Origin of the sequence: Modicisalibacter sp. 'Wilcox' (assembly GCF_010993675.1) — a bacterium.
GTDB classification, from domain to species: Bacteria; Pseudomonadota; Gammaproteobacteria; order Pseudomonadales; family Halomonadaceae; genus Modicisalibacter; species Modicisalibacter tunisiensis.
This window is the reverse complement of sequence record NZ_WNXF01000015.1, coordinates 51,601-76,209: the sequence shown is the minus strand read 5'-3', so window position 1 is coordinate 76,209 and position 24,609 is coordinate 51,601. Positions and strand designations below refer to the sequence as shown.

Annotated in this window: 24 protein-coding genes and 1 tRNA gene; 10 read left to right on the top strand and 15 right to left on the bottom strand. The window is 69.0% G+C overall.

All coding sequences use genetic code 11. The features are described from left to right. Positions 1-84: 84 nt before the first annotated feature. Genes denD through ltnD form a run of 5 tightly spaced genes read right to left on the bottom strand, consistent with a single transcriptional unit; the run spans position 85 to position 4,784 of the window. Entirely contained in the window at positions 85-1,047 is a 963-nt protein-coding gene (gene denD, locus G7A98_RS13695; RefSeq protein ID WP_163650240.1) for a D-erythronate dehydrogenase, read from the bottom strand. A 39-nt stretch (positions 1,048-1,086) separates the two neighbouring features. Then, a complete protein-coding gene (otnI, locus tag G7A98_RS13690) occupies positions 1,087-1,899 on the bottom strand; it encodes a 2-oxo-tetronate isomerase (protein WP_163650239.1) in 813 nt (270 codons plus the stop codon). 31 nt (positions 1,900-1,930) lie between these two features. Further along, positions 1,931-2,578, bottom strand: a complete 648-nt coding sequence (otnC, locus tag G7A98_RS13685; RefSeq protein ID WP_163650238.1) for a 3-oxo-tetronate 4-phosphate decarboxylase — start codon at positions 2,576-2,578, stop codon at positions 1,931-1,933. Then, positions 2,575-3,855: a 3-oxo-tetronate kinase gene (gene otnK / locus G7A98_RS13680; RefSeq protein WP_163650237.1), complete on the bottom strand. Its 1,281-nt coding sequence runs from the start codon at positions 3,853-3,855 to the stop codon at positions 2,575-2,577. The genes otnC and otnK overlap by 4 nt, the downstream gene beginning before the upstream one ends. Next, positions 3,852-4,784, bottom strand: coding sequence for an L-threonate dehydrogenase (gene ltnD, locus G7A98_RS13675; RefSeq protein WP_276207498.1), 933 nt, complete (start codon positions 4,782-4,784; stop codon positions 3,852-3,854). Before ltnD ends, otnK begins: the two co-directional genes overlap by 4 nt. A gap of 196 nt (positions 4,785-4,980) precedes the next feature. Between ltnD and G7A98_RS13670 the strand changes: the two genes are divergently transcribed. Further along, positions 4,981-6,009 (top strand): LacI family DNA-binding transcriptional regulator, encoded by a 1,029-nt coding sequence (locus G7A98_RS13670; protein WP_163650236.1) that lies wholly within the window; start codon positions 4,981-4,983, stop codon positions 6,007-6,009. 7 nt (positions 6,010-6,016) lie between these two features. Here the strand turns inward: G7A98_RS13670 and G7A98_RS13665 are convergent, their stop codons facing one another. The 5 genes from G7A98_RS13665 to ugpB all read right to left on the bottom strand — a co-directional run bounded on the left by G7A98_RS13665 (position 6,017) and on the right by ugpB (position 11,074). After that, on the bottom strand, positions 6,017-6,769 hold the full coding sequence (locus G7A98_RS13665; protein WP_240464755.1) for a glycerophosphodiester phosphodiesterase family protein: 753 nt from the start codon (positions 6,767-6,769) through the stop codon (positions 6,017-6,019). Continuing rightward, positions 6,766-7,884, bottom strand: a complete 1,119-nt coding sequence (locus G7A98_RS13660) for a sn-glycerol-3-phosphate import ATP-binding protein UgpC (RefSeq protein ID WP_163650235.1) — start codon at positions 7,882-7,884, stop codon at positions 6,766-6,768. The genes G7A98_RS13665 and G7A98_RS13660 overlap by 4 nt, the downstream gene beginning before the upstream one ends. Positions 7,885-7,939: 55 nt before the next feature. Beyond that, positions 7,940-8,785, bottom strand: coding sequence for a sn-glycerol-3-phosphate ABC transporter permease UgpE (gene ugpE, locus G7A98_RS13655; protein WP_163650234.1), 846 nt, complete (start codon positions 8,783-8,785; stop codon positions 7,940-7,942). Then, positions 8,785-9,660, bottom strand: a complete 876-nt coding sequence (ugpA, locus tag G7A98_RS13650) for a sn-glycerol-3-phosphate ABC transporter permease UgpA (protein WP_163650233.1) — start codon at positions 9,658-9,660, stop codon at positions 8,785-8,787. The genes ugpE and ugpA overlap by 1 nt, the downstream gene beginning before the upstream one ends. Before the next feature lie 67 nt (positions 9,661-9,727). Further along, positions 9,728-11,074: a sn-glycerol-3-phosphate ABC transporter substrate-binding protein UgpB gene (ugpB, locus tag G7A98_RS13645; protein WP_163650232.1), complete on the bottom strand. Its 1,347-nt coding sequence runs from the start codon at positions 11,072-11,074 to the stop codon at positions 9,728-9,730. A gap of 309 nt (positions 11,075-11,383) precedes the next feature. On the opposite strand from ugpB, the gene hmgA reads away from it, so the two are divergent. The 6 genes from hmgA to G7A98_RS13615 all read left to right on the top strand — a co-directional run bounded on the left by hmgA (position 11,384) and on the right by G7A98_RS13615 (position 17,747). After that, complete coding sequence (hmgA, locus tag G7A98_RS13640; RefSeq protein ID WP_163650231.1) at positions 11,384-12,691, top strand: homogentisate 1,2-dioxygenase; 1,308 nt, start codon at positions 11,384-11,386, stop codon at positions 12,689-12,691. Between the two features lie 33 nt (positions 12,692-12,724). After that, positions 12,725-13,744: a fumarylacetoacetate hydrolase family protein gene (locus tag G7A98_RS13635; RefSeq protein WP_163650230.1), complete on the top strand. Its 1,020-nt coding sequence runs from the start codon at positions 12,725-12,727 to the stop codon at positions 13,742-13,744. 117 nt (positions 13,745-13,861) lie between these two features. Next, entirely contained in the window at positions 13,862-14,206 is a 345-nt protein-coding gene (locus tag G7A98_RS13630; protein ID WP_163650229.1) for a metalloregulator ArsR/SmtB family transcription factor, read from the top strand. Beyond that, positions 14,203-14,613 (top strand): arsenate reductase (glutaredoxin), encoded by a 411-nt coding sequence (gene arsC, locus G7A98_RS13625; RefSeq protein WP_163650228.1) that lies wholly within the window; start codon positions 14,203-14,205, stop codon positions 14,611-14,613. The genes G7A98_RS13630 and arsC overlap by 4 nt, the downstream gene beginning before the upstream one ends. A 16-nt stretch (positions 14,614-14,629) precedes the next feature. After that, the gene (locus G7A98_RS13620) at positions 14,630-15,937 is read left to right on the top strand and encodes an arsenic transporter (protein ID WP_163650227.1); all 1,308 of its coding nucleotides are present in this window, start codon (positions 14,630-14,632) and stop codon (positions 15,935-15,937) included. A gap of 169 nt (positions 15,938-16,106) precedes the next feature. Continuing rightward, positions 16,107-17,747, top strand: a complete 1,641-nt coding sequence (locus tag G7A98_RS13615) for a methyl-accepting chemotaxis protein (protein WP_163650226.1) — start codon at positions 16,107-16,109, stop codon at positions 17,745-17,747. Between the two features lie 55 nt (positions 17,748-17,802). Here G7A98_RS13615 and G7A98_RS13610 read toward each other — a convergent pair. The 4 genes from G7A98_RS13610 to uraH form a co-directional block, all read right to left on the bottom strand. Then, a tRNA-Arg gene (locus tag G7A98_RS13610) sits at positions 17,803-17,879 on the bottom strand. Between the two features lie 85 nt (positions 17,880-17,964). Next, on the bottom strand, positions 17,965-18,717 hold the full coding sequence (locus G7A98_RS13605) for a GntR family transcriptional regulator (RefSeq protein WP_163650225.1): 753 nt from the start codon (positions 18,715-18,717) through the stop codon (positions 17,965-17,967). Positions 18,718-18,849: 132 nt separating this feature from the next. After that, a complete protein-coding gene (locus G7A98_RS13600; protein WP_163650224.1) occupies positions 18,850-20,142 on the bottom strand; it encodes a urate hydroxylase PuuD in 1,293 nt (430 codons plus the stop codon). A 209-nt stretch (positions 20,143-20,351) separates the two neighbouring features. After that, a complete protein-coding gene (gene uraH, locus G7A98_RS13595) occupies positions 20,352-20,705 on the bottom strand; it encodes a hydroxyisourate hydrolase (protein ID WP_163650223.1) in 354 nt (117 codons plus the stop codon). A 194-nt stretch (positions 20,706-20,899) separates the two neighbouring features. Between uraH and uraD the strand changes: the two genes are divergently transcribed. After that, positions 20,900-21,427: a 2-oxo-4-hydroxy-4-carboxy-5-ureidoimidazoline decarboxylase gene (gene uraD, locus G7A98_RS13590; RefSeq protein WP_163650222.1), complete on the top strand. Its 528-nt coding sequence runs from the start codon at positions 20,900-20,902 to the stop codon at positions 21,425-21,427. A gap of 111 nt (positions 21,428-21,538) precedes the next feature. Then, positions 21,539-22,378 carry an IclR family transcriptional regulator C-terminal domain-containing protein gene (locus tag G7A98_RS13585; protein ID WP_163650221.1) on the top strand — a complete coding sequence of 280 codons (840 nt, stop codon included), beginning with the start codon at positions 21,539-21,541 and terminating at the stop codon, positions 22,376-22,378. Between the two features lie 155 nt (positions 22,379-22,533). Here the strand turns inward: G7A98_RS13585 and G7A98_RS13580 are convergent, their stop codons facing one another. After that, on the bottom strand, positions 22,534-23,388 hold the full coding sequence (locus tag G7A98_RS13580) for an SDR family oxidoreductase (protein ID WP_163650220.1): 855 nt from the start codon (positions 23,386-23,388) through the stop codon (positions 22,534-22,536). A 160-nt stretch (positions 23,389-23,548) separates the two neighbouring features. Here G7A98_RS13580 and pyrB point away from each other — a divergent pair, with 160 nt between their 5' ends. Further along, the gene (gene pyrB / locus G7A98_RS13575; RefSeq protein WP_163650219.1) at positions 23,549-24,580 is read left to right on the top strand and encodes an aspartate carbamoyltransferase; all 1,032 of its coding nucleotides are present in this window, start codon (positions 23,549-23,551) and stop codon (positions 24,578-24,580) included. The last annotated feature ends 29 nt before the right edge of the window (positions 24,581-24,609 follow it).

Below are 24,609 nucleotides of genomic sequence, written 5' to 3'. Positions count from 1 at the left end.
TTGACGGTCAGGCTTTGCCTGAAAACTGGCTGCACTCGCCAACTTTTCGGACAAACCCTGGGAGTGGCCCCGAACAGCTCGGGGTCAGCCACGCTCGTCCAGGAAGGCCTGGACGATCTCGTGGAAGTCGGCGTCGCCCCGAAAGCCCAGGGCCTCGGCGCGACGATTGTTGAAGCGGGCCGGCCAGCTGGCGACGATGGCCTCGATGCGCGGGTCGGGCTCGTGGCGCACGCGCGAAAGCGCCGCCTCGCCGCCGCGTTCACGCAGCACCTCGAGCATGGCGGCGACACTCACCGTGATGCCCGGCAGCATGAAGGCCCGATAGGGCGCCAGTGCCTCGCCGGGCAGCGTCGCACCATGCAGCAGCGCGTCGATGACCCGGCGTGGCGACATCACGAACAGCTCGAGCTCGGTGGGCACCGGGCAGATCGCCTCCTCGCCGTTGAGCGGCTCGCGCAGGATGCTGGAGGCGAAGCTGGATGCCGCGGCGTTGGGCCGGCCGGGGCGGATGACGATGGTCGGCAGGCGCAGCACGCAGCCGTCGACCAGACCGCGGCGGCTGTAGTCGTTGATCAGCAGCTCGCACATCGCCTTCTGCGCGCCGTAGGAGCTCTGCGGCGTCAGCGCCGTCATGTCGTCGAGCACCGCCGGCAGCTCGCCGCCGTAGACCGCCACCGAGCTGGCCATGATCAGCCGGGTGGTCGACAGCCCGGCATGCCGGCAGCCTTCCAGCAGGGCGCGGGTGGCGTCGAAGTTGACGTGCAGGCCCAGGTCGAGGTCCGCCTCGGCGGCCGAGCTGACCACCGCGGCGAGGTGATAGATCACCGCGGGGGCGTCGGCGAGCACGTCGTCGAGCGCCCCGGGGCGGGCGATGTCCAGCGCCCGGCAGTCCAGGGTCACGCCATCGCGCGCTTCCGGGGCCGGTTCGACCTGGTCGACGAGGGTCAGGCGCGTCAGGGGTCGGCCGTTCAGGCTCCCCTGCTCGAGCAGGGCCGCGCTCAGGCGCTGGCCCAGGAAGCCGGCGGCGCCGGTGATCAGAACGTGCATCGTGGTACCTCGATTCCTCGTGTTGTCGTTGTCATGGCGTCAGTCGACGTTCGGGGCGCCGGTGGTCAGCCCGTAGGCCGCGCCCCAGCCCAGCCCGGCGCGGGTCTCGCCCGCCGGGCGGTACTCGCAGCCGATCCAGCCGTCGTAGCCCAGTGCCTCGAGCCGCGCGAACAGCGCCGGATAGTGGATCTCGCCGACATCCGGCTCGTGACGCCCGGGCACCCCGGCGATCTGCACGTGGCCGATCCGCGGGTACTGGGCCTCCAGCGCGGCGGTGAGATTGCCCTCGCTCATCTGGCAGTGATAGAGGTCGAACTGGATGCGCAGGTTGTCGGCGCCGACCTGGTCGAGAATCTCGCGGGCCTGGGCCTGGCGGTTCAGGAAGTAGCCCGGCATGTCGTGCTCGTTGATCGGCTCGATGAGCAGGGTGCGCCCCGCCCTGGCCAGCTCGTCGGCGGCGTAGCGCAGGTTGGCGAGGTAGGTCGCCCGGTGCGCCTCGCGGGTCGCCGCGTCGGCATCCGCCGGCAGCACCCCGGCCATGGCGTGCAGGCGCGGGCAGTCCAGCGCCTCGGCGTAGCGCAGCGCCTCGTGGACGCTGTCGCGGAACTCCGCCTCGCGCCCGGGCAGGCTGGCCAGGCCGCGTTCGCCGGCGTCCCAGTCGCCCGGCGGCAGGTTGAACAGCACCTGCGTCAGGCCATTGTCGTCGAGCACCCGGCGCAGCTCGCGCGGCTCGAACGCATAGGGAAAGAGGTATTCGACCCCGCGGAAGCCGGCCTCGGCGGCGGCCGCGAAGCGCGCGAGGAAGTCCCGCTCGGTGAACAGCATGCTGAGATTGGCGGCGAAACGAAGCATCGTGTCTCCTCAGGTGGCAAGGCCGGCCGGGTCAGTCCCGGGGGAAGCGCGCCTCGAGGGCGGCGACCTGGTCCGGGGTCAGCGTGCGGGGGTTGTGCCCGCGCAGCAGCAGGTAGAGCTTGGCGGTCTCCTCGAGCTCCTCGGTGGCGTACACCGCCGCCTCCAGCGACTTGCCCGCCACCACCGGGCCGTGGTTGGCCAGCAGCACCGCGCTGTGGCGACCGGCCAGGCCCTTCACCGCGTCGCCCAGCGCGGCGTCGCCGGGCATGTGGTAGGGCACCAGCGGCAGCCGGCCGACGCGCATCACGTAGTAGGCGGTCAGCGGCGGCAGGCAGTCGTGGGGGTCGATCTCGGGCAGGCAGGACACCGCCACCGAATGGGTGGAATGCAGATGAACGATGGCGCCGGACTGCGGCCGCTCGGCGTACATCGCCATGTGCAGGAAGCTTTCCTTGGTCGGCTTGTCGCCGTCCAGGCAGTGGCCCTCGCCGTCCAGCCGCGAGATGCGCGCCGGGTCGAGCCGGCCGAGGCAGGCGTTGGTGGGCGTCATCAGCCAGCCGCCGTCGTCGGTGCGCACGCTGATGTTGCCGCTCGAGCCCATGGTCAGGCCGCGGTCGAACAGCGAGCGGCCGAGGGTGGCGATCTGCTCGCGCAGGCGGTTGTCGTCGTGGCGGCTCATGACAGCACCTCGAAGGCTCGCGTGAAGAAGTCGGTGCCGCCGAAGTTGCCGGACTTGAGCGCCACGGACAGCGGTGCCTCGCGCCCGGCGACGACGGTCTGCATCCAGGGCACGCCGGGGTCGATCTGCTCGCCGATGCGCAGCGTCTCCACGCCCAGCGCCGAGATCACCGCGCCGGAGGTCTCGCCGCCGGCGACCACCAGCCGCCCCACGCCCTCGGCCACCAGCCGGCGCGCCAGCTCGGCCAGCGCGCGTTCGACCAGTTCGCCGGCCCGCACCACGCCGAGACACTGCTGGGCGGCGCGCACCTGCTCCGGCGCCGCCGAGGCGGCGATCAGCACCGGGCGCGTCTCGCTCAGGCGCTCGCGGGCGAAGTCCAGCGCCGCCTCGAGGGTGGTATCCCCCTCGGCCAGGGCCAGCGGATCGAGCTCGAAGACGGCGTGGTCGTGGCGGAAATGCGCGATCTGGGCGAGCGTGGCCCGCGAGCAGCTGCCCGCCAGCACCAGCGCCGCGCCCTCGGCGGGCGCGAGACGGCCGGCATCGTCGATCGGCGCCAGCCAGCCGCGCCGGCGGTAGACCTCGGGCAGTGTCTGGCCCAGCCCCGACCCGCCGGTGACCAGGGCATGGTCAGCCACCGCCTCGGCCAGCACGTTCAGGTCGTGCTCGTCGAGGGCATCGCAGATCACGTGACGCACGCCCTCGCCGGCCAGGGCCGCCAGCCGCTCACCGGCGGCGGCCGCGCCCCGCGACAGGGTGACATGGGCGAGCAGCCCCACCGGATGCGGCGTCTGCCGGCCCAGCACGCGCACCAGGTCGGCATCGGTCATGGGGTTGAGCGGATGGTGTTCCATGCCGCTTTCGTTGAGCAGGCGATCGCCGACGAACAGGTGGCCCTGATAGACCGTGCGACCGTTGGCGGGAAACGCCGGCACCATCACCGTCTGGGCAGCATCCAACCGCTCCAGCAGCGCATCGGCGACCGGGCCGATGTTGCCGGCATCCGTGGAGTCGAAGGTCGAGCAGTACTTGAAGAAGATCTGCCGGGCGCCCAGCCCGCGCAGCCAGTCGAGTGCGGCCAGCGAGGTCTCCACGGCCTGCTCCGCCGGGCAGGAGCGCGACTTCAGCGCCACCACCACGGCATCGACATCGCCGACATCCAGCGGTTCGCGCGGCACGCCGATGGTCTGCACGCAGCGCATGCCGGCGCGCACCAGGTTGTTGGCCAGATCGCTGGCGCCGGTGAAGTCGTCGGCGATCGCGCCCAGCACCACGCTCATGACGGCGCCTCCGCGTCGTTGGCGGCGGTCGGCAGCGCGAGCCCGGCGAGACGCTGGTAGACCTTGATCACCGCCGCGTCGTCCTCGCGACCGTAGCCGGCGCCGCTGGCGGCGGTGAACTGCTGCAGGGCGCTGGCGGCCAGCGGCGTGGGAAAGGTCAGCTCGCGCCCGGTCTGGTGCACCAGGTTGAGGTCCTTGACGAAGATGTCGACGGCGGAGAGCGGCGTGTAGTCGCCCTCGAGGATGTGCGGCACGCGGTTCTCGAACATCCAGGAGTTGCCCGCCGAGCGGGTGATCACCCCGTACAGCGCCTCGGGATCGATGCCCATGCGGATACCCAGCGCCATGGCCTCGGCGGCGGCGGCGATGTGCACGCCGGCCAGCAGCTGGTTGACCAGCTTGACCCGCGAACCCATGCCCGCGGTGTCGCCGAGGCGATGCACCGTCTCGGCCATGGCATCCAGCACCGGTGCGGCACGCTCGAAGGCCCCGGCACTGCCCGAGGCCATCACCGACAGCCGGCCCTGGCGTGACTTGGCGGCCCCGCCGCTGATCGGCGCGTCCAGCAGGGGCAGGCCCGCCGCGTCCAGCCGAGCGCTCAGCGACTCGGCATAGCTCGGCGCCACCGTGGCACACTGGATCACCAGGCCCGTGCGGCCCGGCGCGACCATCAGCCCCGCCTCGCCGAACAGCACCGACTCGACCTGCTCGGCGTTGACCACCACCACGACCACCACGTCGCAGTGCTCGCCCAGCTCGCGGGGGGAGTCGACGCAGCGGCCGCCGGCGGTCACGAAGGCCTCCCGGGCGGCGGCGGACACGTCGCAGCCGATCACCGACAGCCCTGCTTCCCGCATGGCCAGGGCGGTTCCCAGACCCATGGCTCCCAGGCCGATGACCCCGACGGTAACCGGTTGTGGATGAGACACTCGCGACCTCCTCGTGCTGGGCGCCGGTCATCAGGAAGCGAGTTCAGGATGTCGACGCGGTTCAATGTTAGCGCTAACATCCATTGTTAGATGAGCCGTCCCGCGGGCACAAGTGTGTTTGCGCCCGGCACGACCAATGTCTAAGCATTGACGGTCGCCCTACCCTCCCCCTGCCGCACAGGAGATCGCTCCGGTCATGGCCGACACCTCGTCCCGCCGCCCCCGCCGGCGCGCCAAGCAGCCCACCATCGCCGAGGTGGCCCGGGAGGCCGGTGTCTCGGCGATCACCGTCTCGCGCGTGCTCAACACGCCCGAGTCCGTGCGCGAGACCACCCGCCGCCGGGTCGAGGCGGCCATCGAGACGGTCGGCTACGTGCCCAACCGCCTTGCCGGTAGCCTGGCCTCGGCGCAGTCGCGCTTCATCGCGGTGATCGTGCCGTCGCTGTCCAACATCGTGTTCACCGAGGTGATCCAGGGGCTGCAGGCCACCTTCGAGGCACGCGGCTACCAGATCCTGCTGGGCAACACCGACTACGACCTGCAGCGCGAGGACCAGCTGGTCGGCACCTTCCTCGGCTGGTCGCCCGCCGCCCTAGTCATCACCGGTCTGCGCCACAGCGAGGCCTGCGGGCGTCGCCTGCGCCAGTGGGAGGGGCCGATCGTCGAGATCATGGAACTCGGCACGGCGATCGACCTCAACGTCGGCCTCGACCACCTCGAAGCGGGGCGCTGCATGGCCGAACATCTGCGCGAGCGCGGCTATCGCCGCGTGGTCTACGTGGGGGCGCAGATGGCGCGCGACTATCGCGCCCGGCTGCGCTACGAGGGGCATTGCGAGGTGCTGGCCGCGGCGGGACTCGAGACGCCGCTGCTGGACATGGACCAGCTGGGCCAGTTCGAGACCGGCGCCCGGGCCCTGGATCAGGTGCTCGCGACACACCCCGAGGCCGACGCCATCCACTTCGCCAACGACGACCTGGCCACCGGCGCCCTGCTCCATGCCAATCGCCACGGCATCGCGGTACCGCAGCGCATCGCCATCGCCGGCTTCAACGGCCTGGCGATCGGCCAGCACGTGACGCCGCGGCTGACCAGCATCGCCTCGCCCCGGGAGCGCATCGGCCGGCGCGCCGCCCGGGCGGTACTGGCGCGGCTCGACGGCAATACCGCCGTCGACGGCCCGCTCGACGTGGGCTTCACGCTGATGGCCGGCGAGAGTACCTGAGCCCCGCTCAGGGCATGGGCGTCGCGAAGCGCGCCGGATCGTCGCTGATCACGGCGTCCACGCCCCATTCCCAGCAGGGCGCGAAGGCCGCGGGGTCGTTGGCGGTGTAGCACACCAGATGCAGGCCCGCGGCCTTCACCGCCGCGGCGTCGTCGCGGGTGAGCCGCTGCCAGTCGAGGTTGATGCTGAAGGTGTCGAGGCTGCGGCAGCGTGCCAGCCAGCCGTCGGGCAGCGCCTCGGCGAGCCAGCCCAGCACAGCCTCGGGGTGGTCGCGACGCACCTGGGCCAGCAGGGTGTCGTCGAACGAGGAGATCAGCAGCCGCTCGGGCGGCAGGGCCGCCAGGGCACGTCCCGCCACCGCGGCCAGGGCGGTAGCGTCGTGGCCGGGGCTGAGCTTGAGCTCGAGGTTGAGGCCCATGCCGTGCCCGGCGAGCCGTGCCAGGGCGTCGTCGAGGCTGGCCATGCGCTCGCCGGCGAAGCGCGCGTCGAACCAGCGCCCCACGTCGAGCCCCTGGGCGGCGGCCCAGTCCAGCTCGCGCAGCCGGGCATGGCCGTCGGAGCAGCGGCTCACGTCGGCGTCGTGCCAGATCACCGGCATGCCATCGCCGAGGCGCTGCACGTCGAGCTCGACCCAGCGGCAGCCCGCGGCGTGGGCGGCATCGATGGCAGACAGGGTGTTTTCGGGCGCTCGTGCGGCATAGCCGCGATGGGCGATGATCGCCGGCAGGTCCGGCGTCGGGCGATGGGGTGACATGCTCATCCTCGGGCTCCGGTGACGGGCGTGGCGTGGTGGGCCTCGATGCGGCGGTCGTCGTCGCCGAACAGGTGGCAGCGCTCGGGCGACAGCCACAGCCGCAGGACGCTGCCCTCGCCGGCGGCGTGCTCGCCGTGCAGGCGCACCACCAGCAGTTCGTCGAGGCCCTCCATGCGGGCATAGGCCAGGGTATCGGCGCCCAGCGGCTCGATCATTTCCACCGTGGCCCGGATGACTGCGCCCGCGTCCGTCGTCGCGTCGCCCTCGTCGAGGGCGACGAGATGCTCGGGGCGCACCCCCAGCGTCAGTTCGCTGCCGGACTCCAGCCCGGTGGCCAGCGCCAGCTCTCCGCCATCGGGCAGCCGCAGGCGCTCGCCGTGGACCGTCACCGGCAGGAAGTTCATCGCCGGCGAGCCGATGAAGCCGGCGACGAAGCGGGTCGCCGGGCGTTCGTAAAGTGCCATCGGCGTGCCGCACTGCTCGACCCGGCCGGCGTTCATCACCACCAGCCGGTCGGCCAGTGTCATCGCTTCGGTCTGGTCGTGGGTCACGTAGACCGAGGTGACCTTGAGCCGCTTCTGCAGGCGCCGGATCTCCAGACGCATCTGCACGCGCAACTTGGCGTCGAGGTTGGACAGCGGCTCGTCGAACAGGAACACCTGGGGCTCGCGGACGATCGCCCGGCCCATGGCCACGCGCTGACGCTGGCCGCCCGAGAGCTGGCGCGGGCGGCGGTCGAGCAGCGCGCCGAGATCGAGCAGCTCGGCGGTGGCATTGACCCGGCGGCGGATGTCGTCCTTGGGCACACCGCGGTTCTTGAGCCCGTAGGCCATGTTGTCGAACACGCTCATGTGCGGATAGAGCGCGTAGTTCTGGAAGACCATGGCGATGTCGCGCTCGGCGGGTTCCAGCTCGTTGACACGCCGCTCGTTGATGGTCAGTTCGCCCGAGGTGATCGATTCCAGCCCGGCCAGGGTGCGCAGCAGGGTCGACTTGCCGCAGCCCGAGGGGCCGACGATCACGATCAGCTCGCCGTCCTCGACGGCCAGGTCGACCCCGTGCAGGGCGACGAAGCCGTTGGCGTAGCGTTTCTGGAGGGCGCTCAGTTGCAGGGTTGCCATAACAGTTGTCTCGTCAGCATTCTTCGAAGGCGCCTCATGCGCCCGGAGCAAGCGCTTACTTTTCCGTCTCGACCAGGCCTTTGACGAAGTAGCGCTGCATCAGCAGGATCACCAGCACCGGCGGCCCCATGGCCAGCATCGCGGTGGCCGTGACGTCCTGCCAGGGCACCAGGGCGTCGCCGGTGGTCAGCAGCCGCTTGAGGCTCACCACCACGGTCAGGTAGTCGGCGTTGGTGGTGATCAGCAGCGGCCACAGGTACTGGTTCCAGCCGTAGATGAACATGATCACGAACAGCGCGGCGATGTTGGTCTTCGACAGCGGCAGCAGGATGTCGCGCAGGAAGCGCCAGGGGCCGGCGCCGTCGATGCGCGCGGCCTCGACCAGCTCCGGCGGAATGGTCAGGTAGAACTGGCGCAGCAGGAAGGTCGCCGTGGCGCTGGCGATCAGCGGCAGGATCAGGCCGGGGTAGCTGTCGAGCAGGTGCAGGTCGGCGACCACCTCGTAGGTGGGCAGGATGCGCACCTCCACCGGCAGCATCAGGGTGATGAAGATCAGCCAGAAGCACAGCCGCCGCAGCGGGAAGCGGAAGAACACGATGGCGTAGGCGGCCAGCAGCGAGATGGCGATCTTGCCCACGGCGATGCCCAGCGCCATCACCATCGAGTTGGCGAGCAGCCGCAGCACGTCGGTGCCCAGGCCGCTCACCGGATCGTGGATCAGCCGCGCGTAGTTGGACAGCCCGGCATCGCCCACCCACAGCGGCGCGACGTTGGCATAGAGGTCGCTCATGGAGTGGGTGCTGGCGGTGAAGGCCAGCCACACCGGCAGGAAGAACAGGCCGCAACCCACGGCCAGCAGCAGGTGGCTGGCCAGATCCAGCCCGGGTCGTTGGTAGCGCATCAGTACTGGACTCGACGTTCGACGAAACGGAACTGGATCAGCGTCAGCAGACCCACGAGGATCATCAGCAGCACCGACTGGGCGGCACTCGCCCCGAGGTCCTGCCCCACGAAGCCATCCTGGTAGACCTTGTAGACCAGGGTGGTGGTGGCACCGCCCGGCCCGCCGCCGGTGACGGTGTCGATGGTGCCGAAGGTCTCGAAGAAGGCGTAGACGCTGTTCATCACCAGCAGGAAGAAGCTGGTCGGCGACAGCAGCGGAAAGGTCACCGTCCAGAAACGCCGCCAGGGGCCGGCGCCGTCGATGGCGGCCGCCTCCAGCAGGCTCTTGGGAATGGCCTGCAGCCCGGCCAGGAAGAACACGAAGTTGTAGCTCATCTGCTTCCAGATCGAGGCCAGGATCACCAGCAGCAGCGCCTGGCTGCCGTCGAGGTTGTGGTTCCAGTCGACGCCCAGCGCCTTGAGCGCGGCACTCACCAGTCCCAGGGTCGGATCGAAGAGGAACAGCCACAGCACGCCGGCCACCGCCGGCGCCACGGCATAGGGCCAGATCAGCAGCGTCTTGTAGGCGTTGGCGCCCTTGAGGACGCGGTCGGCCTGCACCGCCAGCAGCAGGGCGATGGCCATGGCCCCCAGCGCCACCGACAGCGAGAAGACCACGGTGGTGCCCAGCGCCTGGTAGTAGTCGGGCTCCTGCAGCACGGCCACGAAGTTGGCCAGCCCGGCGAACTGCCGAGACAGGCCGAAGGCGTCCTCGACGTAGAAGGCCTGCTCGACCGCCTGCAGCGCCGGCCAGAAGAAGAACACCCCGACGATGATCAGCTGCGGCGCCATCAGCAGCCAGGGGGTGAAGCGATAACGTTGAAAGTGGGTCATTCAGGGTCTCCGCAACGCACGCCGGCCCGCCACCGGCTCACGGTGGCGGGCCGGACCTGCCGGGCAATCAGCTGTTGGCGCGCTGGAACTTGGCCAGCAGTGCATTGCCCTTCTCGGCGGCCTCGTCGAGCCCGGCCTGGGCACTGACGTCGCCGGAGAAGATCTTCTCCAGGGCCTCGTTGATCACGTCACGGATCTGCACCATGTTGCCCAGCCGCAGCCCCTTGGAGTTCTCGGTGGGCGCGGAGCCGGTCATCTGCTTGATCGCCACGTCGGTGCCCGGGTTCTTGTCATAGAACCCCTGCTCGCGGGTCAGGTCGGCGGCCGCGGTGGTGATCGGCAGGTAGCCGGTGAACTGGTGCCAGTCGGCCTGCACCTCGGGCGAGGAGAGGTACTTGAAGAACGCCGCGACGCCTTCCTTCTGCGCCTTGCTGGCGCCGTTGAGCACCCACAGCGAGGCACCGCCGATGATGGTGTTGTTGGGCGTGTCGACGACGTCGGCATCGTAGGGCAGCGGCGCGACACCGAAGTTGAAGTCGGCGTTGTCACGCACCCCGGCGTAGGAGGCCGAGGAGCCCATCATCATCGCGCACTCGCCGGAGTAGAACTTGGGCGCCGCCTGGTCCTTGCGACCGCCGTAGACGAAGCGCCCGTCCTTCTGCCACTGGTTCAGGCGCTGGATATGATCGACCGCCGCGGTCTTGTTGAACTGCAGGCGGGCATCCAGCCCCTTGAAGCCGTTGGCCTCGCTGGCGAAGGGAATGTCGTTGCGCGCCGAGTAGTTCTCGAGCATCACCCACGACGGCCAGGTGGTGGTCAGGCCGCACTCCGCGGCGCCGGAATCGACCACCTTCTCGAGCGCCTTGCCGAGCCCCTGCCAGGTGGTCGGCACCTCGTCGACGCCGGCCTTGTCGAGGATGTCGCGGTTGACGTAGGTCACCGGCGTGGAGGAGTTGAACGGCAGCGAGAGCATCTTGCCGTCGGTGGTGGTGTAGTAACCGGCGACCGCCGGCAGGTAGGCGTTCGGATCGAAGTCGACGTCGGCGTCCGCCATCAGCTGGTAGACCGGCACGATGGCGCCCTTGGCGTGCATCATGGTCGCGGTGCCGACCTCGTAGATCTGCACGATCTGCGGTGCCTTGCCGGCACGGAAGGCGGCGATCGCCGAGGTCATGGTCTCGGTGTAGTTGCCCTTGAACACCGGCTTGACCACGTACTCGTCCTGGCTGGCGTTGAAGTCGTCGGCGATCTCGTTGACCTTCTCGCCGAGCCCGCCGCCCATGGCGTGCCACCATTCGATCTGTGTTTCGGCCTGAGCCGAGCCCAGGCTCAAGAGTGTCGCGGCCAGGGTACCGGCCAGCCCCAGGGCGGGGCGGCGCCACGCGAGGGAGGGAGTCAACGGTGAACGAGACATGCAAGGCTCCTGTACAAGATTGGGGTCGTCGGACACGGAACTACCCGTACCGCGACTCGCTGATCGAACGATCAGGTATTGTTATCGGGTCCGTCGTTCGAAAGACGACAGCGATCTTAAAGGTGGCCGCGTTTCAGAATCCTGACCATTAGATGTTCGTTTGATGACACCTCACCGCCTGAAATTTTCGGTTGCGCGCCTTGCACACGAAGCCCTTGACCGCGACCGCCGCTTCTCTCTACGATTTAGTTTCAAATGAAACTAACAACACCCACGGTCACGCCCGCGACCGGTCGAGAGAGGTCCACGATGCGTCCTGCCCAGCCTTCCTATCAGAGCGGTTTCGCCAATCACCATGCCAGCGAGGCCCTGCCGGGCGCCCTCCCCGAGGGCCAGAATTCGCCGCAGCGCTGCCCCTATGGCCTGTATGCCGAGCAGCTCTCCGGCTCGGCCTTCACCGCGCCGCGCCAGCGCAACCTGCGCAGCTGGCTGTATCGCATCCGCCCGTCGGTGGTGCAGAGCGCCTACCACCCGCTGGCCGACAGCGACTGGGTCACGGCGCCCTCGGCCGACGCCGCCGCCGACCCCAATCAGATGCGCTGGGACCCGCGGCCGCTGCCCGAGGGCGGCGTCGACTTCATCGACGGCCTGCTGACCCTGGCCGTCAACGGCGACGCGAGCGCCCAGCAGGGCTGCGGCGTGCATGTCTACGCCATCAACCGCAGCATGGAGCAGCGCTTCCTGTACGATGCCGACGGCGAGCTGCTGATCGTGCCCCAGCAGGGCGCCCTGCGGCTGCGCACCGAACTGGGCGAGCTGCGCGTCGCTCCCGGCGAGATCGGCCTGATCCCGCGCGGCGTCAAGTTCCAGGTCCGCCTCGAGGACGATGCCGCGGCGCGCGGCTATGTCTGCGAGAACTACGGCGCGCCCTTCGAGCTGCCCGGCCTGGGGCCGATCGGTGCCAACGGCCTGGCCAATCCGCGCGACTTCCTGACCCCGGTGGCGGCCTACGAGGACATCGACGGCGACTTCGAGCTCGTCGCGCGGTTCGCGGGCCGGCTGTGGGCAAGCCGGCTTGCGCACTCGCCGCTCGACGTGGTGGCCTGGCACGGCAACGTCGCGCCCTTCAAGTATGACCTCGCGCGCTTCAACACCATCAACACGGTCAGCTTCGATCACCCGGACCCGTCGATCTTCACCGTGCTGACCTCGCCCTCGGACACCCCGGGGACGGCCAATATCGACTTCGTGATCTTCCCGCCGCGCTGGATGGTCGCCGAGAACACCTTCCGCCCGCCCTACTTCCACCGCAACCTGATGAGCGAGTTCATGGGGCTCATCCACGGCGAGTACGACGCCAAGGCGGACGGCTTCCTGCCCGGCGGCGCCAGCCTGCACAACGCCATGTCGCCCCACGGGCCCGACGCCGAGACCTTCGAGAAGGCCAGCCACGCCGAACTCGCGCCGCAGTACCAGGGCGACACCCTGGCGTTCATGTTCGAAAGCCGCTACGTCTTCCAGACCACGTCCGCGGCGCGGCAGGCCCCGTTCCGCCAGACCGACTACGTCAATGTCTGGGCGGGGCTGGCGTCGCACTTCACCCCGGAACAACGCTGATTGTGATTCCCGACGACAACCAAGGACCGACCCATGAAACTCGCTTCTCTCAAGCACGGCCGTGACGGCCAACTGGTGGTGGTCTCCCGCGATCTGACGCGCGCCGTGCGCGTACCGCAGATCGCCGCCACCCTGCAGCAGGCCATCGAGGACTGGGACACCCTCGCCCCGCGCCTCGAGGCCGTCTACGCCGAGCTCAACGCCGGCCGGGCCGCGGAGGCCTTCGACCTGGACATGAGCGCGCTGCACTCGCCGCTGCCGCGCAGCTACCACTGGGCCGACGGCTCGGCATACCTCAATCACGTCCAGCTGGTGCGCCAGGCGCGTGGCGCCGAGATGCCCGAGACCTTCTGGACCGACCCGCTGATGTACCAGGGCGGCGGCGACAGCTTCCTGGCACCGACCGAGGACATCGAGGCGGTCAGCGAGGAGCACGGCATCGACCTGGAAGGCGAGATCGCGGTGATTACCGACGACGTGCCCATGGCGGTCACCCCGGAGCAGGCCGCCGGTCACATCAAGCTGATCATGCTGGTCAACGATGTCAGCCTGCGCGGACTGATCCCCGGCGAGCTGGCCAAGGGCTTCGGCTTCTTCCAGGCCAAGCCGGCGTCGAGCTTCTCGCCGATCGCCGTGACCCCCGACGAGCTGGGCGACGCCTGGCGCAACGGCCGGGTCCATCGGCCGCTGACCGTGCACCTCAACGGCGAGAAATTCGGCGAGCCCGAGGCCGGCCCGGACATGATCTTCAACTTTCCCCAGCTCGTCGCCCACGCCGCGCGGACCCGCCGTCTCGAGGCCGGCGCGATCATCGGCTCGGGCACCGTCTCCAACCCCGGCACCGACGGCGGTCCGGGCAAGCCGATCGCCGAGGGCGGCGTCGGCTACAGCTGCCTGGCCGAGGTGCGCATGGTCGAGAAAATCCTCCACGGCGAGATGAAGACCCCTTTCCTGCGCTTCGGCGACCGGGTACGCATCGAGATGTTCGACCGCGAGGGCAACAGCCTCTTCGGCGCCATCGACCAGAAGGTCGTGCCCTACTCGGCGGCGTGACGCGCTAGCCTCCCAGCTCCGCACGCGGCCGCCGTCGATATGGCGGCCGCTCGCCCTGTAGAGGGTTTGTCGATTCAGTGTATTGCGCTCACACAATATGTCTGTAATTCTCGACATATGGACGATACAAACCTCATCGAGACCTTCACGGCGCTCTCCCAGCCCACCCGGCTGGCGGCCTTCCGACTGCTGGTCCGCCACGAACCGGACGGCCTGCCCGCCGGCGAGATCGCCCGGCGCCTGGACGTGCCCCACAACACCCTGTCCACCCACCTGGGCGTGCTGTCGCGCGCCGGCCTGGTGATCGCGCAGCGTCACAGCCGGTCGATCGTCTATCGCGCCGACCTGGCCGCGATGCGCGACACGCTCGACTTTCTGGTCCATGACTGCTGCGCCGGCCGGCCCGAGCTGTGCGAGATGCTGCCACCGGCATGCCCACCCGACACGGAGACTCCGTCATGATTAGCGTGATCTACCACAATCCGGAATGCGGCACCTCCCGCAATACCCTGGCGATGATGCACCAGTCGGGCGAGGAGCCCCACGTCATCGAGTACCTGAAGACGCCGCCCACGCACGCGAAACTGCGCGAGCTGCTCGCGGCCATGGGCATGCCGCCACGGGCGCTGCTGCGCCGCAAGGGCACGCCCTACGACGAACTGGGCCTGGATGACCCCGCGCTGACCGACGAGCAGCTGATCGACGCCATGCTGGCGCACCCCATCCTGATCAACCGCCCCATCGTGGTGACGGAAAAGGGTACCCGCCTGTGCCGCCCCTCGGAGACGGTACTCGACCTGCTGCCCCACCCCGTGGCCGCGTTCACCAAGGAGGATGGCGAGGTCGTCCGCCATTCTCCCGCCCCCTGATTCCCCGGAGACACGCATGCTGGCTTTCGCCATCTTTCTGATCACGCTGGTGCTGGTCATCTGGCAGCCCCGGGGGCTGGGCATCGGCTGGAGTGCACTGGGCGGCGCCGCGGTAGCCCTGGCCACCGGGGTCGTCGACTGGGCCGATGTGGGCATCGTCTGGCACATCGTCTGGGATGCCACCTTCACCTTCGTGGCGCTGATCATCATCTCGCTGATCCTCGACGAGGCCGGATTCTTCGCCTGGGCGGCGCTACATATCGCCCGCTGGGGCAACGGCCGGGGGCGCCGGCTGTTCCCGCTGATCGTGGTGCTCGGGGCGCTGATCTCGGCGGTGTTCGCCAACGACGGCACAGCGCTGCTGCTGACGCCGATCGTCGTCGCCATCCTGGCACGGCTCGAGTTCAGCACCGGCGCCGCGCTGGCCTTCATCATCGCCACCGGCTTCGTCGCCGACTCGACCAGCCTGCCGCTGGTCATCTCGAACCTGGTCAACATCGTCAGCGCCAACTTCTTCGCGGTCGGCTTCACGCGCTACGCCCAGGTGATGGTACCGGTCGACCTGGTCTCGCTGGCCGCCACCCTGCTGGTGCTGGGCGGGTACTTTCGCCGCGAGATCCCCCGGACCTACGACGTCGAACGGCTCGAGGCCCCGGCGCAGGCGATCCGCGACCGGCAGGTCTTCCGCGCGGCCTTTCCGCTGCTGGCCGTGCTGCTGGTCGCCCTGTTCCTGACCACCCGCTGGGAAATCCCGTTTTCGGTGATCATGGGCACGGCGGCCCTGGTGCTGATCGCCATCGCCGGGCGCTGGTTCACGCCGGGCCATGCCCACGTCATCCCCCTCGGCCGGGTACTGCGCAACGCGCCCTGGCAGATCGTGCTGTTCTCGCTGGGGATGTACCTGGTGGTCTACGGGCTGGGCAACGCCTGGCTCACCGCCGGCGCATCGCGGGTACTCAGCTGGCTCGGCGGCCAGGGCGAACTGGTGGCGACCGTGGGCACCGGCTTTCTCTCGGCACTGCTCGCCTCGCTGATGAACAACATGCCCTCGACCCTGGTGGGCGCGTTGGCCATCGACCAGGCGGCGGTATCGGACACCACCCGGGAGCTGATGGTCTACGCCAACGTCATCGGCAACGACCTGGGGCCCAAGTTCACGCCCATCGGCAGCCTGGCCACCCTGCTGTGGCTGCACGTGCTGGCCGGCAAGGGCTATCGTATCGGCTGGGGGCAGTACATGAAGGTGGGGCTGATCATCACCCCGCCGGTGCTGCTGGCCGCGCTGCTCGCCCTGGCGTTCTGGCTGCCCGCAATCACCCCCTGAACCGCCGCACCGGGCCGGACGAACCGTCCGGCCCGGCCTGTCATCTGTCATCGTTCTGTTAAGTATTTCTCACATACTCATCAGCACCGTCCGGCGCCGGCTCGAGGCCGGCTTCCTTGAAACGGCCACCAGAGCCGCACCGACGCAGGGCAAGATGACGATGAAAACGATGACGTTGCGCACCGGCATGATCGGCATGCTGATGATATTCACGCTGCTGCTGGTGCTGGTCGGCGGTGCCGGCTATGTCGCACTGAGCCACGCCAAGACCTCCTTCGATACCCTCGACCGCCTGAACGTCAACCAGATCGGCGCCGCCGAGCGCGCCTACGGCGCCCTGATGAGCACACGCCTGCAGCTCGACACCTTCCAGACCCTCTACAACCGCCTCAAGGTCAAGCAGTCGCAGCAGGCCTGGGACAAGGCCGAGGCGGAACTCGCCCGCGCGAAGGCGGCACTGGCGCATTTCGACGCCACTGCGGCGAGCGGCGACGAGCAGGCACTGCTCGAGGCCACGCAGCAGGCCTTCCAGGCGCTGATTGCCGAGGGCATCAAGCCTTCCTTCACCGCCCTCGACGCCTGGGACATGGCGGCCTATACCCAGGCCAAGCTGACGGCCAACCGGCTGACCGGCCAGCTCGACGACGCCCTGCAGCAACTCGTCGACTACGCCGGCGGCCACGGTACCCGGGCGGTGGCGGAGATGAGCCGCAGCGTGACGTGGATGCGCCTGGGCATGCCCGCCACACTGGGCCTGGCCATCCTGCTGGTCGGGCTGAGCTTCATCGCCATGCAGCGCACCCTGTTTCGTCGCCTGACCCAGGCCCGGCAGCACTTCGAGCGCATCGCCGACGGCGAACTGGCCACCCCGGTCGAGACCGGCCGCCCCGACGAGATCGGCGGCCTGTTTGCCGCGCTGGGCCAGATGCAGGCGGCGCTGCACCAGATGGTGACCACGATGGTGACGAGCAGTGACGAGGTCCGCGACAACGCCGGCGCCCTGGCGGAAACCAGCGACGCCCTCGCCACCCGGGCCGAGCGCCAGGCCGGCGCCGTCCAGCAGACCACGGTGAGCATGCAGGCGCTGACGACCACGGTCGACAGCAACACCGCGCATGCCGAGCAGGGGCTCGCGCTGTCCCGGCAGGCCGTGCAGGTGATCGACCAGGGCGGGCAGCAGACCCGCGAGGCGATCACCGCGATGCACGAGGCCACGCAGCGCTCGGATCAGGCCTTCACGATCATCGCGATGATCGACGACATCGCCTTCCAGACCAACCTGCTGGCGCTCAACGCCTCGGTGGAAGCGGCGCGTGCCGGCGAGCGGGGCCGCGGATTCGCGGTGGTGGCCGGCGAGGTGCGCAACCTGGCCCAGCGCTGCGGTTCGGCGGCCGGCGACATTCGCCGCCTGATCGAGGACACCCACACCTGCGTGGACCGCGGCACCCGGCGCATCGAGACAGCGGGCAGCACCATGGAAGAGGTCGAGAGCGTGGGCCAGCGCATCACCTCACGGCTCGAGGCAATCGCCCAGGGCTCGCGGGAACAGAGCCACGGCATCGGCGAGATCCACCGGGCGATCGCCGAGATCGACGAGACCACGCGCAACAACGCCGACCTCGCCCAGCACGCCGTCACCGCCGCCCACGCGCTGTATCAGCAGTCCGAACGGCTCGACGACTACGTGTCGCGGTTCACCACGGTACAAGCCGCCGAGGACGGGGGAGACGCCTCGCCCGTGCCGGGGGATGACCGCTCCGCCGGCACGCTCGCTGTCACCGACGAGCGCGACACCGCCTGCGCGGCATAGGCGGCAACCACGCACGAAAAGGGGCCTGCGATTGCTCGCAGGCCCCTTTTGTATCTGGCCCGCCCTATAGGATTCGAACCTATGACCTTTGCCTCCGGAGGGCAACGCTCTATCCAGCTGAGCTAAGGGCGGATGGCCGACACGTTCGATGTATCGACGCGCCGTATCCTAACCGCTGCGCCGCGAGGTGTCCAGCGCCGTGCCGGACGCCGCCCCGTCACAGCGCGAAGATCTGGCGCAGGTCCGGGGTCTCCTCCTGCTCTTCCTCGATCGACAGCGAGGCCTCGATCGCCTTGAGGTGGCGGCCCATGAAGGCGGTGGCCCGTTCGCCGCGCCCAGCCTCGAGGTGGTTGATCAACTCGTCGTGATCGTGGGACTCGCAGCCCAGATGGCCGGCGCTGCCGTAGACGGCCAGGATCAGCGACGAACGCGAGCACAGCCGGCCGATGAACTCGGCCAGCGTGGCGTTGCCGGACAATTGGGCCAGGTGCTCGTGAAAGGCGGCGGAGAGCTTGATGGCGCTGCTCTGCTCGCCCTCGCGGAGCGCCTGACGCTCGCGGCCGGCCAGCTCGCGCAGCTCGCGCACGTCGGCAGGGGTGATGCGCCGGGCCACGGCCTCCATGATGCCGCACTCGACCATCTGCCGGGCGGCAAAGACGTCGCGGGCTTCCTCCGCGGTGGGGCGGGTGACGCTGGCGCCGCGCCGGGGCGTGAGGGTCACCAGGTGCTCATGGGCGAGGCGCTGGAGAATCTTGCGGATGCCGGTCCGGCTGATCCCGAAGACATCGGCCAGCGCATCCTCGCGCAGCCGGGCGCCGGGACGCAGGCGATGCTCGATGATGGCATCGCTGATGGTGCGGTAGATGGCATCGTGGCGCTGGGCGCCGTCACCGTTCTTGCCGCGGCGACGCTTTGCCGGCTCGCCGCGAGCCGGTACCTGGCTGCCCTCCGACGATGGCTGCTCGGTCATGATCGGGTCCCCGTATCGGCTGTCATCGATACGGCCCATTGTATACGGATATGACCGCGAGCGACGACTTACCCGCCACACGCACGCGACGGCGGCCCGCCGCAGACCGGCGGACCGCCTGACGCGATCGACTCACTCACCCCAGGCGGCGATCGCCTGACGCTCCTCGTCGGTCATGTGGGTCATGTTGCCCAGCGGCATGTAGCCACTGCCGACGACCTGCTTGATCTGCGCCATCTGGCGCTCGATCTCGGCGCGGGTATCGAACATGACCCCGGCCGGGGCCGCCGTGAAGGCGGCGTGCGACGGGTTCTTCGAGTGGCAGACCGTGCAGCGCTCCTCGATGATCGGCTGGATGCGCGCCAGCGCCCCCTGCCCCTCTGCCGAGGCGGACGAGCCGGCGGAGGCGCTGGATGCCGCGGCATCGGCTGACGCCGGTGCCTCGCTCGCGGCCCGGGCGTCGCCGGTATCGGCCGAACTCTCGGCGACCGGCGCCGATGACGGGGCGGCGAACCAGATGGCCACCAGGATCAGCGCCGCGCCGGCGACCGGATAGGCCGGACGGATGCGGCCGGCGTGCATCAGCACGAAGAACTGGCGGATCAGCGCCCCGGCGAAGATGAACAGCACCATGATCACCCAGGCATGAGGGTGCGAGTAGGTGAAGGAGTAGTGGTTGCTGAGCATCAGGAACACGACCGGCAGCGTGAAGTAGGTGTTGTGCACCGAGCGCTGCTTGCCGCGCTTGCCGTCGAGCGGATCCGGCGTCTCGCCGGCCTTCATCGCCTTCACCATGCGCCGCTGGCCGGGGATGATCCAGAAGAACACGTTGGCCGACATGGCGGTGGCCATCACCGCCCCGGTCAGCAGGAAGGCGGCACGCCCCGAGAAGATCTGCGTGCTCAGGTAGGCGACGATCACCATCATCACCGCCACGGCGATGCTCAGCAGCCCGTCCCGGGTCATGTCGGGGCTGATGCGCTTGCACAGCTCGTTGTAGACCAGCCAGCCGCCGAACAGGAAGGCCAGCGCCAGCAGGTTGGCCTGCCAGCCGGCCAGGCTGGCCGCCCAGGCCCAGTCGCTGGAGTGGTTGATCAGGTAGAAGTCCGGCTTGGCGAGATACAGCAGCAGGAACAGGCCGAACCCGGACAGCCAGGTGGTGTAGGCCTTCCAGAATGACCAGTGCAGGTCCGCGGGCAGCTTGGCCGGCGCGCTGGCGTATTTCTGGTTATGGTAGAAACCGCCGCCGTGCACCGCCCACATCTCGCCGAAGACCCCCTTGCTCTGGTCCTCGGCGGCCTTGGGCGGACGCAGGCTGTTGTCCAGCATGACGAAGTAGATCGATTCGCCGATCCAGGCGATCGCCGCGATGACGTGCAGCCAGCGCAGCAGCAGGTTTCCGAAATCGATGAGGTACGCTTCCATCAGCCAAGCCTCGTGGAAATGATGTGGTTGTTATGTTGGTTCAAGCGACAAAGGGGGCGCCTGATTTATGTCGTGAGCGACGAGAGGCTGGCCGCCGCCGGAGCGGAAAAACCGGCGTTTACTGGCAGTAAACGAGGGCTTTGACCGGGCTGGCGCACCAGCACCGCCGGCGTCCAGGATATCGAGCGCAACAATAAATCATCGCTCCCCTAGCTGCCGCGGTAGGTGGAATAGCCATACGGCGACAGCAGCAGCGGCACATGATAGTGCGCCTCGGCGTCGGCCACGCCGAAGCGCAGCGGGATGCGATCCAGGAAACGCGGCGACGCCCCCGGCGCCTGGTGGGCCTCCAGGTACTCGCCGGCATGGAACAGCAGCTCGTATTCGCCGGTCGTGAAGGCCTCGCCCTCGAGCAGCGGGGCATCGCAGCGGCCGTCGTCGTTGGTGAGCACTTCCCCCAGGCGGGTGCGCGTGTCGCCCTCCAGGCGGAAGATCTCGATACGCAGGTGGCTGCCCGGGGTGCCCCGGGCGGTGTCCAGCACATGGGTGGTCAGACGTCCCATCGGTCAGCTCTCCTGAAAGTCGGCAGGTCGGCGGGCGGGAACACGATACGCGCCCGCCAGGCATGCAGACAGTTTTAGCGCGCCAAAGGGTACATTTCAAAATTTTTTTGTATACAGTTTATCGGGCAACCTGTTCTACACTGGGTGCCTCGTATTCGCTCACCCGTTCGTCACCGTCACCAGGAGCTTTCTTCATGACCGACGCGCTTCTCGACCCTCGCCCCAGTACGCTGGATCGCGCCGCCTTCGTCCGCCAGTTCGGCGACGTCTACGAGCATTCGCCGTGGATCGCCGAGCAGGCCTGGGACGCCGGCCTGGACTCGCGCCACGATACTCCGGAGGGTCTCGCCGCCGCGCTGGCCGCGGTGCTCGACGCCGCCGGGGCCGAACAGCAGCTGGCGGTGATTCGCGCCCACCCCGACCTGGCCGGGAAGGCCGCCAAGAGCGGCACGCTGACCGCCGACTCGACCCGCGAGCAGGCCGGCGCCGGGCTTGATCAGTGCAGCGAGGCCGAATACCAGCGTTTTCACCGCTACAACGACGCCTACCAGGCGCGCTTCGGCTTCCCCTTCGTGATGGCCGTGAAGGGCAGCGACCGCCACCAGATCCTGGCCGCCTTCGAGCAGCGCCTCGAGCATACCCCCGACGAGGAGCGGCGCACCGCCATCACGCAGATCCATCGCATCGCCCTGCTGCGCCTGCGCGACCGCGTCGCCCGCTAGAAGGGGCCCGCGCCCCGATAAATGGAAGCCGTTTCCGTTGGCGGCGGACAGCCTCGGCGGGAGTGTGTATCCTTGTCCGCCAAGTGACCGAGTCGTAACGGAGAACGGGGCGTGACAGTAGAGAATCGACGCAAGCCAGTCGGTCGACCAGCCGGGTCCGGCAAGAGCAGCGGCGGCCACAGCCAGTCGCTGGTGCGTGGCCTGAACATCCTCGAGGGCCTGGCGGCGGCGCCCGGCGGACTGGGTCTGTCCGACATCGCGCAGATCGTCGGGCTGGCCCCCTCGACCACCCATCGCCTGCTGCAGGCCCTGCACAAGCAGGGCTTCATCACCCACGATGCCGAGCTGGGCCTGTGGAAGGTCGGCGTCAAGACCTTCCAGATCGGCAACACCTTCCTCGAGGCCCGCGACTTCGTCGCCACCGCCCGCCCCTTCCTGCGCAGCCTCACCCGGGACAGCGGCGAGACCGCCAACCTGGCGATCCGCGACGACGGCCTGGCGGTGTTCCTGGCCCAGAGCGAGTCCTCGCAGATGATGCGCATGATCACGCGCCTCGGCTCGCGGGCCCCCCTGCATGCCTCCGGCGTGGGCAAGGCGCTGCTCGCCTGGCTGCCGGACAAGGAGGTCGAGCGCATCCTGCAGAGCCGCGGCCTCAACCGGGTGACGCCCAACACCCTGGACACCCCGGCCCGGCTGCGCGAGAGCCTGGCCGAGATTCGCCGCCAGGGCTACGCCTGCGACCGCGAGGAGCATGCCATCGGCCTCAACTGCGTGGCCGCCTCGCTGCACGACGAGCACGGTGCCCCGCTGGCGGCGATCTCGGTATCCGGGCCGGTGGCGCGCATCCCCGAGTCGCGCCTGGCGGAACTGGGCGGCATGGTCAGCCGGGCGGCCCGCGAGATCACCACCCAGATCGGCGGTCAGATGCCGCGCGTCGAGGACTGGTCGTAGGCTTTGCCTGAAAACTGGCTACGCTCGATCACGCGGCGTTAAAAATCAGCTCAAAATGCTCATTTACAGCTCGTAAACTCCGCTTTTTCGCTGATTTTTGCCTTGCCTGATCGTCGCTCGCCGACTTTTCGGACAAACCCTCGGCGCAAAGCGCCTCAGGTATTGAGGATGACGCCGCCGTTGAGGTGCAGCGTCTGCCCGGTCATGTACGAGGACTCCTCGCTGGCCAGGTAGACGTAGGCCGGGCCCATCTCCGCGGGCTGGCCGGGACGGTCCATGGGCACCTGGGCGCCGAAGCCGGCGACCTTCTCCTCATCGAAGCTGGCGGGGATCAGCGGCGTCCACACCGGCCCCGGGGCCACCGCGTTGACGCGAATGCCGCGCCCCACCAGCGACTGCGCCAGCGAGCGCACCAGCCCCTGAATGGCCCCCTTGGTCGCCGAGTAGTCGATCAGCGTATTGTTGCCCTTGAAGGCATTGACCGACGAGGTGGCGATGATGGCGTCACCCTCGCCCATGAGCGGCACCACCTGCTTGGCCAGGTAGAAATGGCTGAAGATGTTGGTCTGGAAGGTGCGCGTGAGCTGCTCGTCGGGAATCTGGGTGACATCGTCCCAGTCGTGCTGCTCGGCGGCATTGTTGACCAGAATGTTGACGCCGCCGAACACCGCCCGGGCGCGCTCGACGACCTCGCGACAGAAGCCGGGGTCGCCGACGTCGCCACGAACCAGTTCGCAGCGCCGCCCCTCGGCCTCGACCCGTGCACGGGTGTCCTCGGCATCGTGCTCCTCGTCGAGATAGGCGAGCACGCAGTCCGCGCCCTCGCGGGCGAAGTGCAGCGCCACGGCACGGCCGATGCCGCTGTCGCCGCCGGTGATGATCGCCGTCTTGCCGGCGAGCTTGCCGGTGCCCCGGTAGCTGTCGCGGATGAACAGCGGCTCGGGGCGCATGTCGGCCTCGACGCCGGGCTGCCGGTGCTGTTCCTGCGGGGGTTGCTTGCGTTCGCTCATGGCCGTCACTCCTGTGTGCATGTCGCGCCGTCTCCCTGGCGCGGCCGGTCACTGCAAGGTAGAAGCGCCCCCGCGCCGACTCAAGTCCCGGTGGCGTGCCGAGACGCCCCGCGGCCGCTACACTAGCGCCCGACATTTTGCCGACCGCGAGGCCATGCCGATGACGTCCCACCTGCTTTCCGTCGATTCCCTCTCCCGCGACCACGTCGACCACCTGCTGCGCGTCGCCGGCCGCATGGAGCCCATCGCCCAGCGCCGCAAGGTCACCCGCGTGCTGGAAGGCGCGGTGCTCGGCAACCTGTTCTTCGAGGCCAGCACCCGCACCCGGGTGAGCTTCAACGCCGCCTTCTGCCGGCTGGGCGGCAGCGTCTGCGACACCACCGGCTTCACCTTCTCGTCGATGGCCAAGGGCGAGTCGCTCTACGACACCAGCCGGGTGCTGGGCGGCTACTGCGACGCCCTGGTCATGCGCCATCCGGACCAGGGCTCGGTGGCCGAGTTCGCCGAGGCGGTCAACGTGCCGGTGATCAACGGCGGCGACGGCCCGGGCGAGCACCCCAGCCAGGCGCTGCTCGACCTCTACACCATCGACAAGGAATTCACCCGCCTCGGCAAGCACCTGGCCGGCGCCCACATCCTGCTCACCGGCGACCTGCGCCACGGGCGCACCGTGCACTCGCTGATCAAGCTGCTGTCGCTCTATGATCCGCTGCGCATCACCCTGGTCTCGCCGCCGGGACTGGAGATGCCGCGCGCACTGATCGACCTGGCGGCCTCGCGCGGCCACCGGGTCGAGGAGCGCGAGAGCCTCGACAGCGACTTCAGCGACCTCGACGTGGTCTACACCACGCGCATCCAGAAGGAGCGCTTCACCGAGGAGTTCTCCGAGAGCTTCGCCGGGCTCTCCCGGGACTTCCACGTCGACAAGGCGTTTCTCGACCGCCACTGCAGCGCCACCACCGTGGTCATGCACCCGCTGCCGCGCGACAGCCGGCCCGGCACCAACGACCTCGACGTCGACCTCAACGGCGACCCGCGCCTGGCGATCTTCCGCCAGACCGACAACGGCATCCCCGTGCGCATGGCGATCTTCGCCACCCTGCTCAAGGTCGAGGACCTGATCGAGCAGGACCTGCGCGACGTGCGCTGGTTCGTGCCGAAGACCGTCGGCGTCGACGACCGCACGCTCTGACGGCGGTCCAGAACGACGCACGGCCGGCC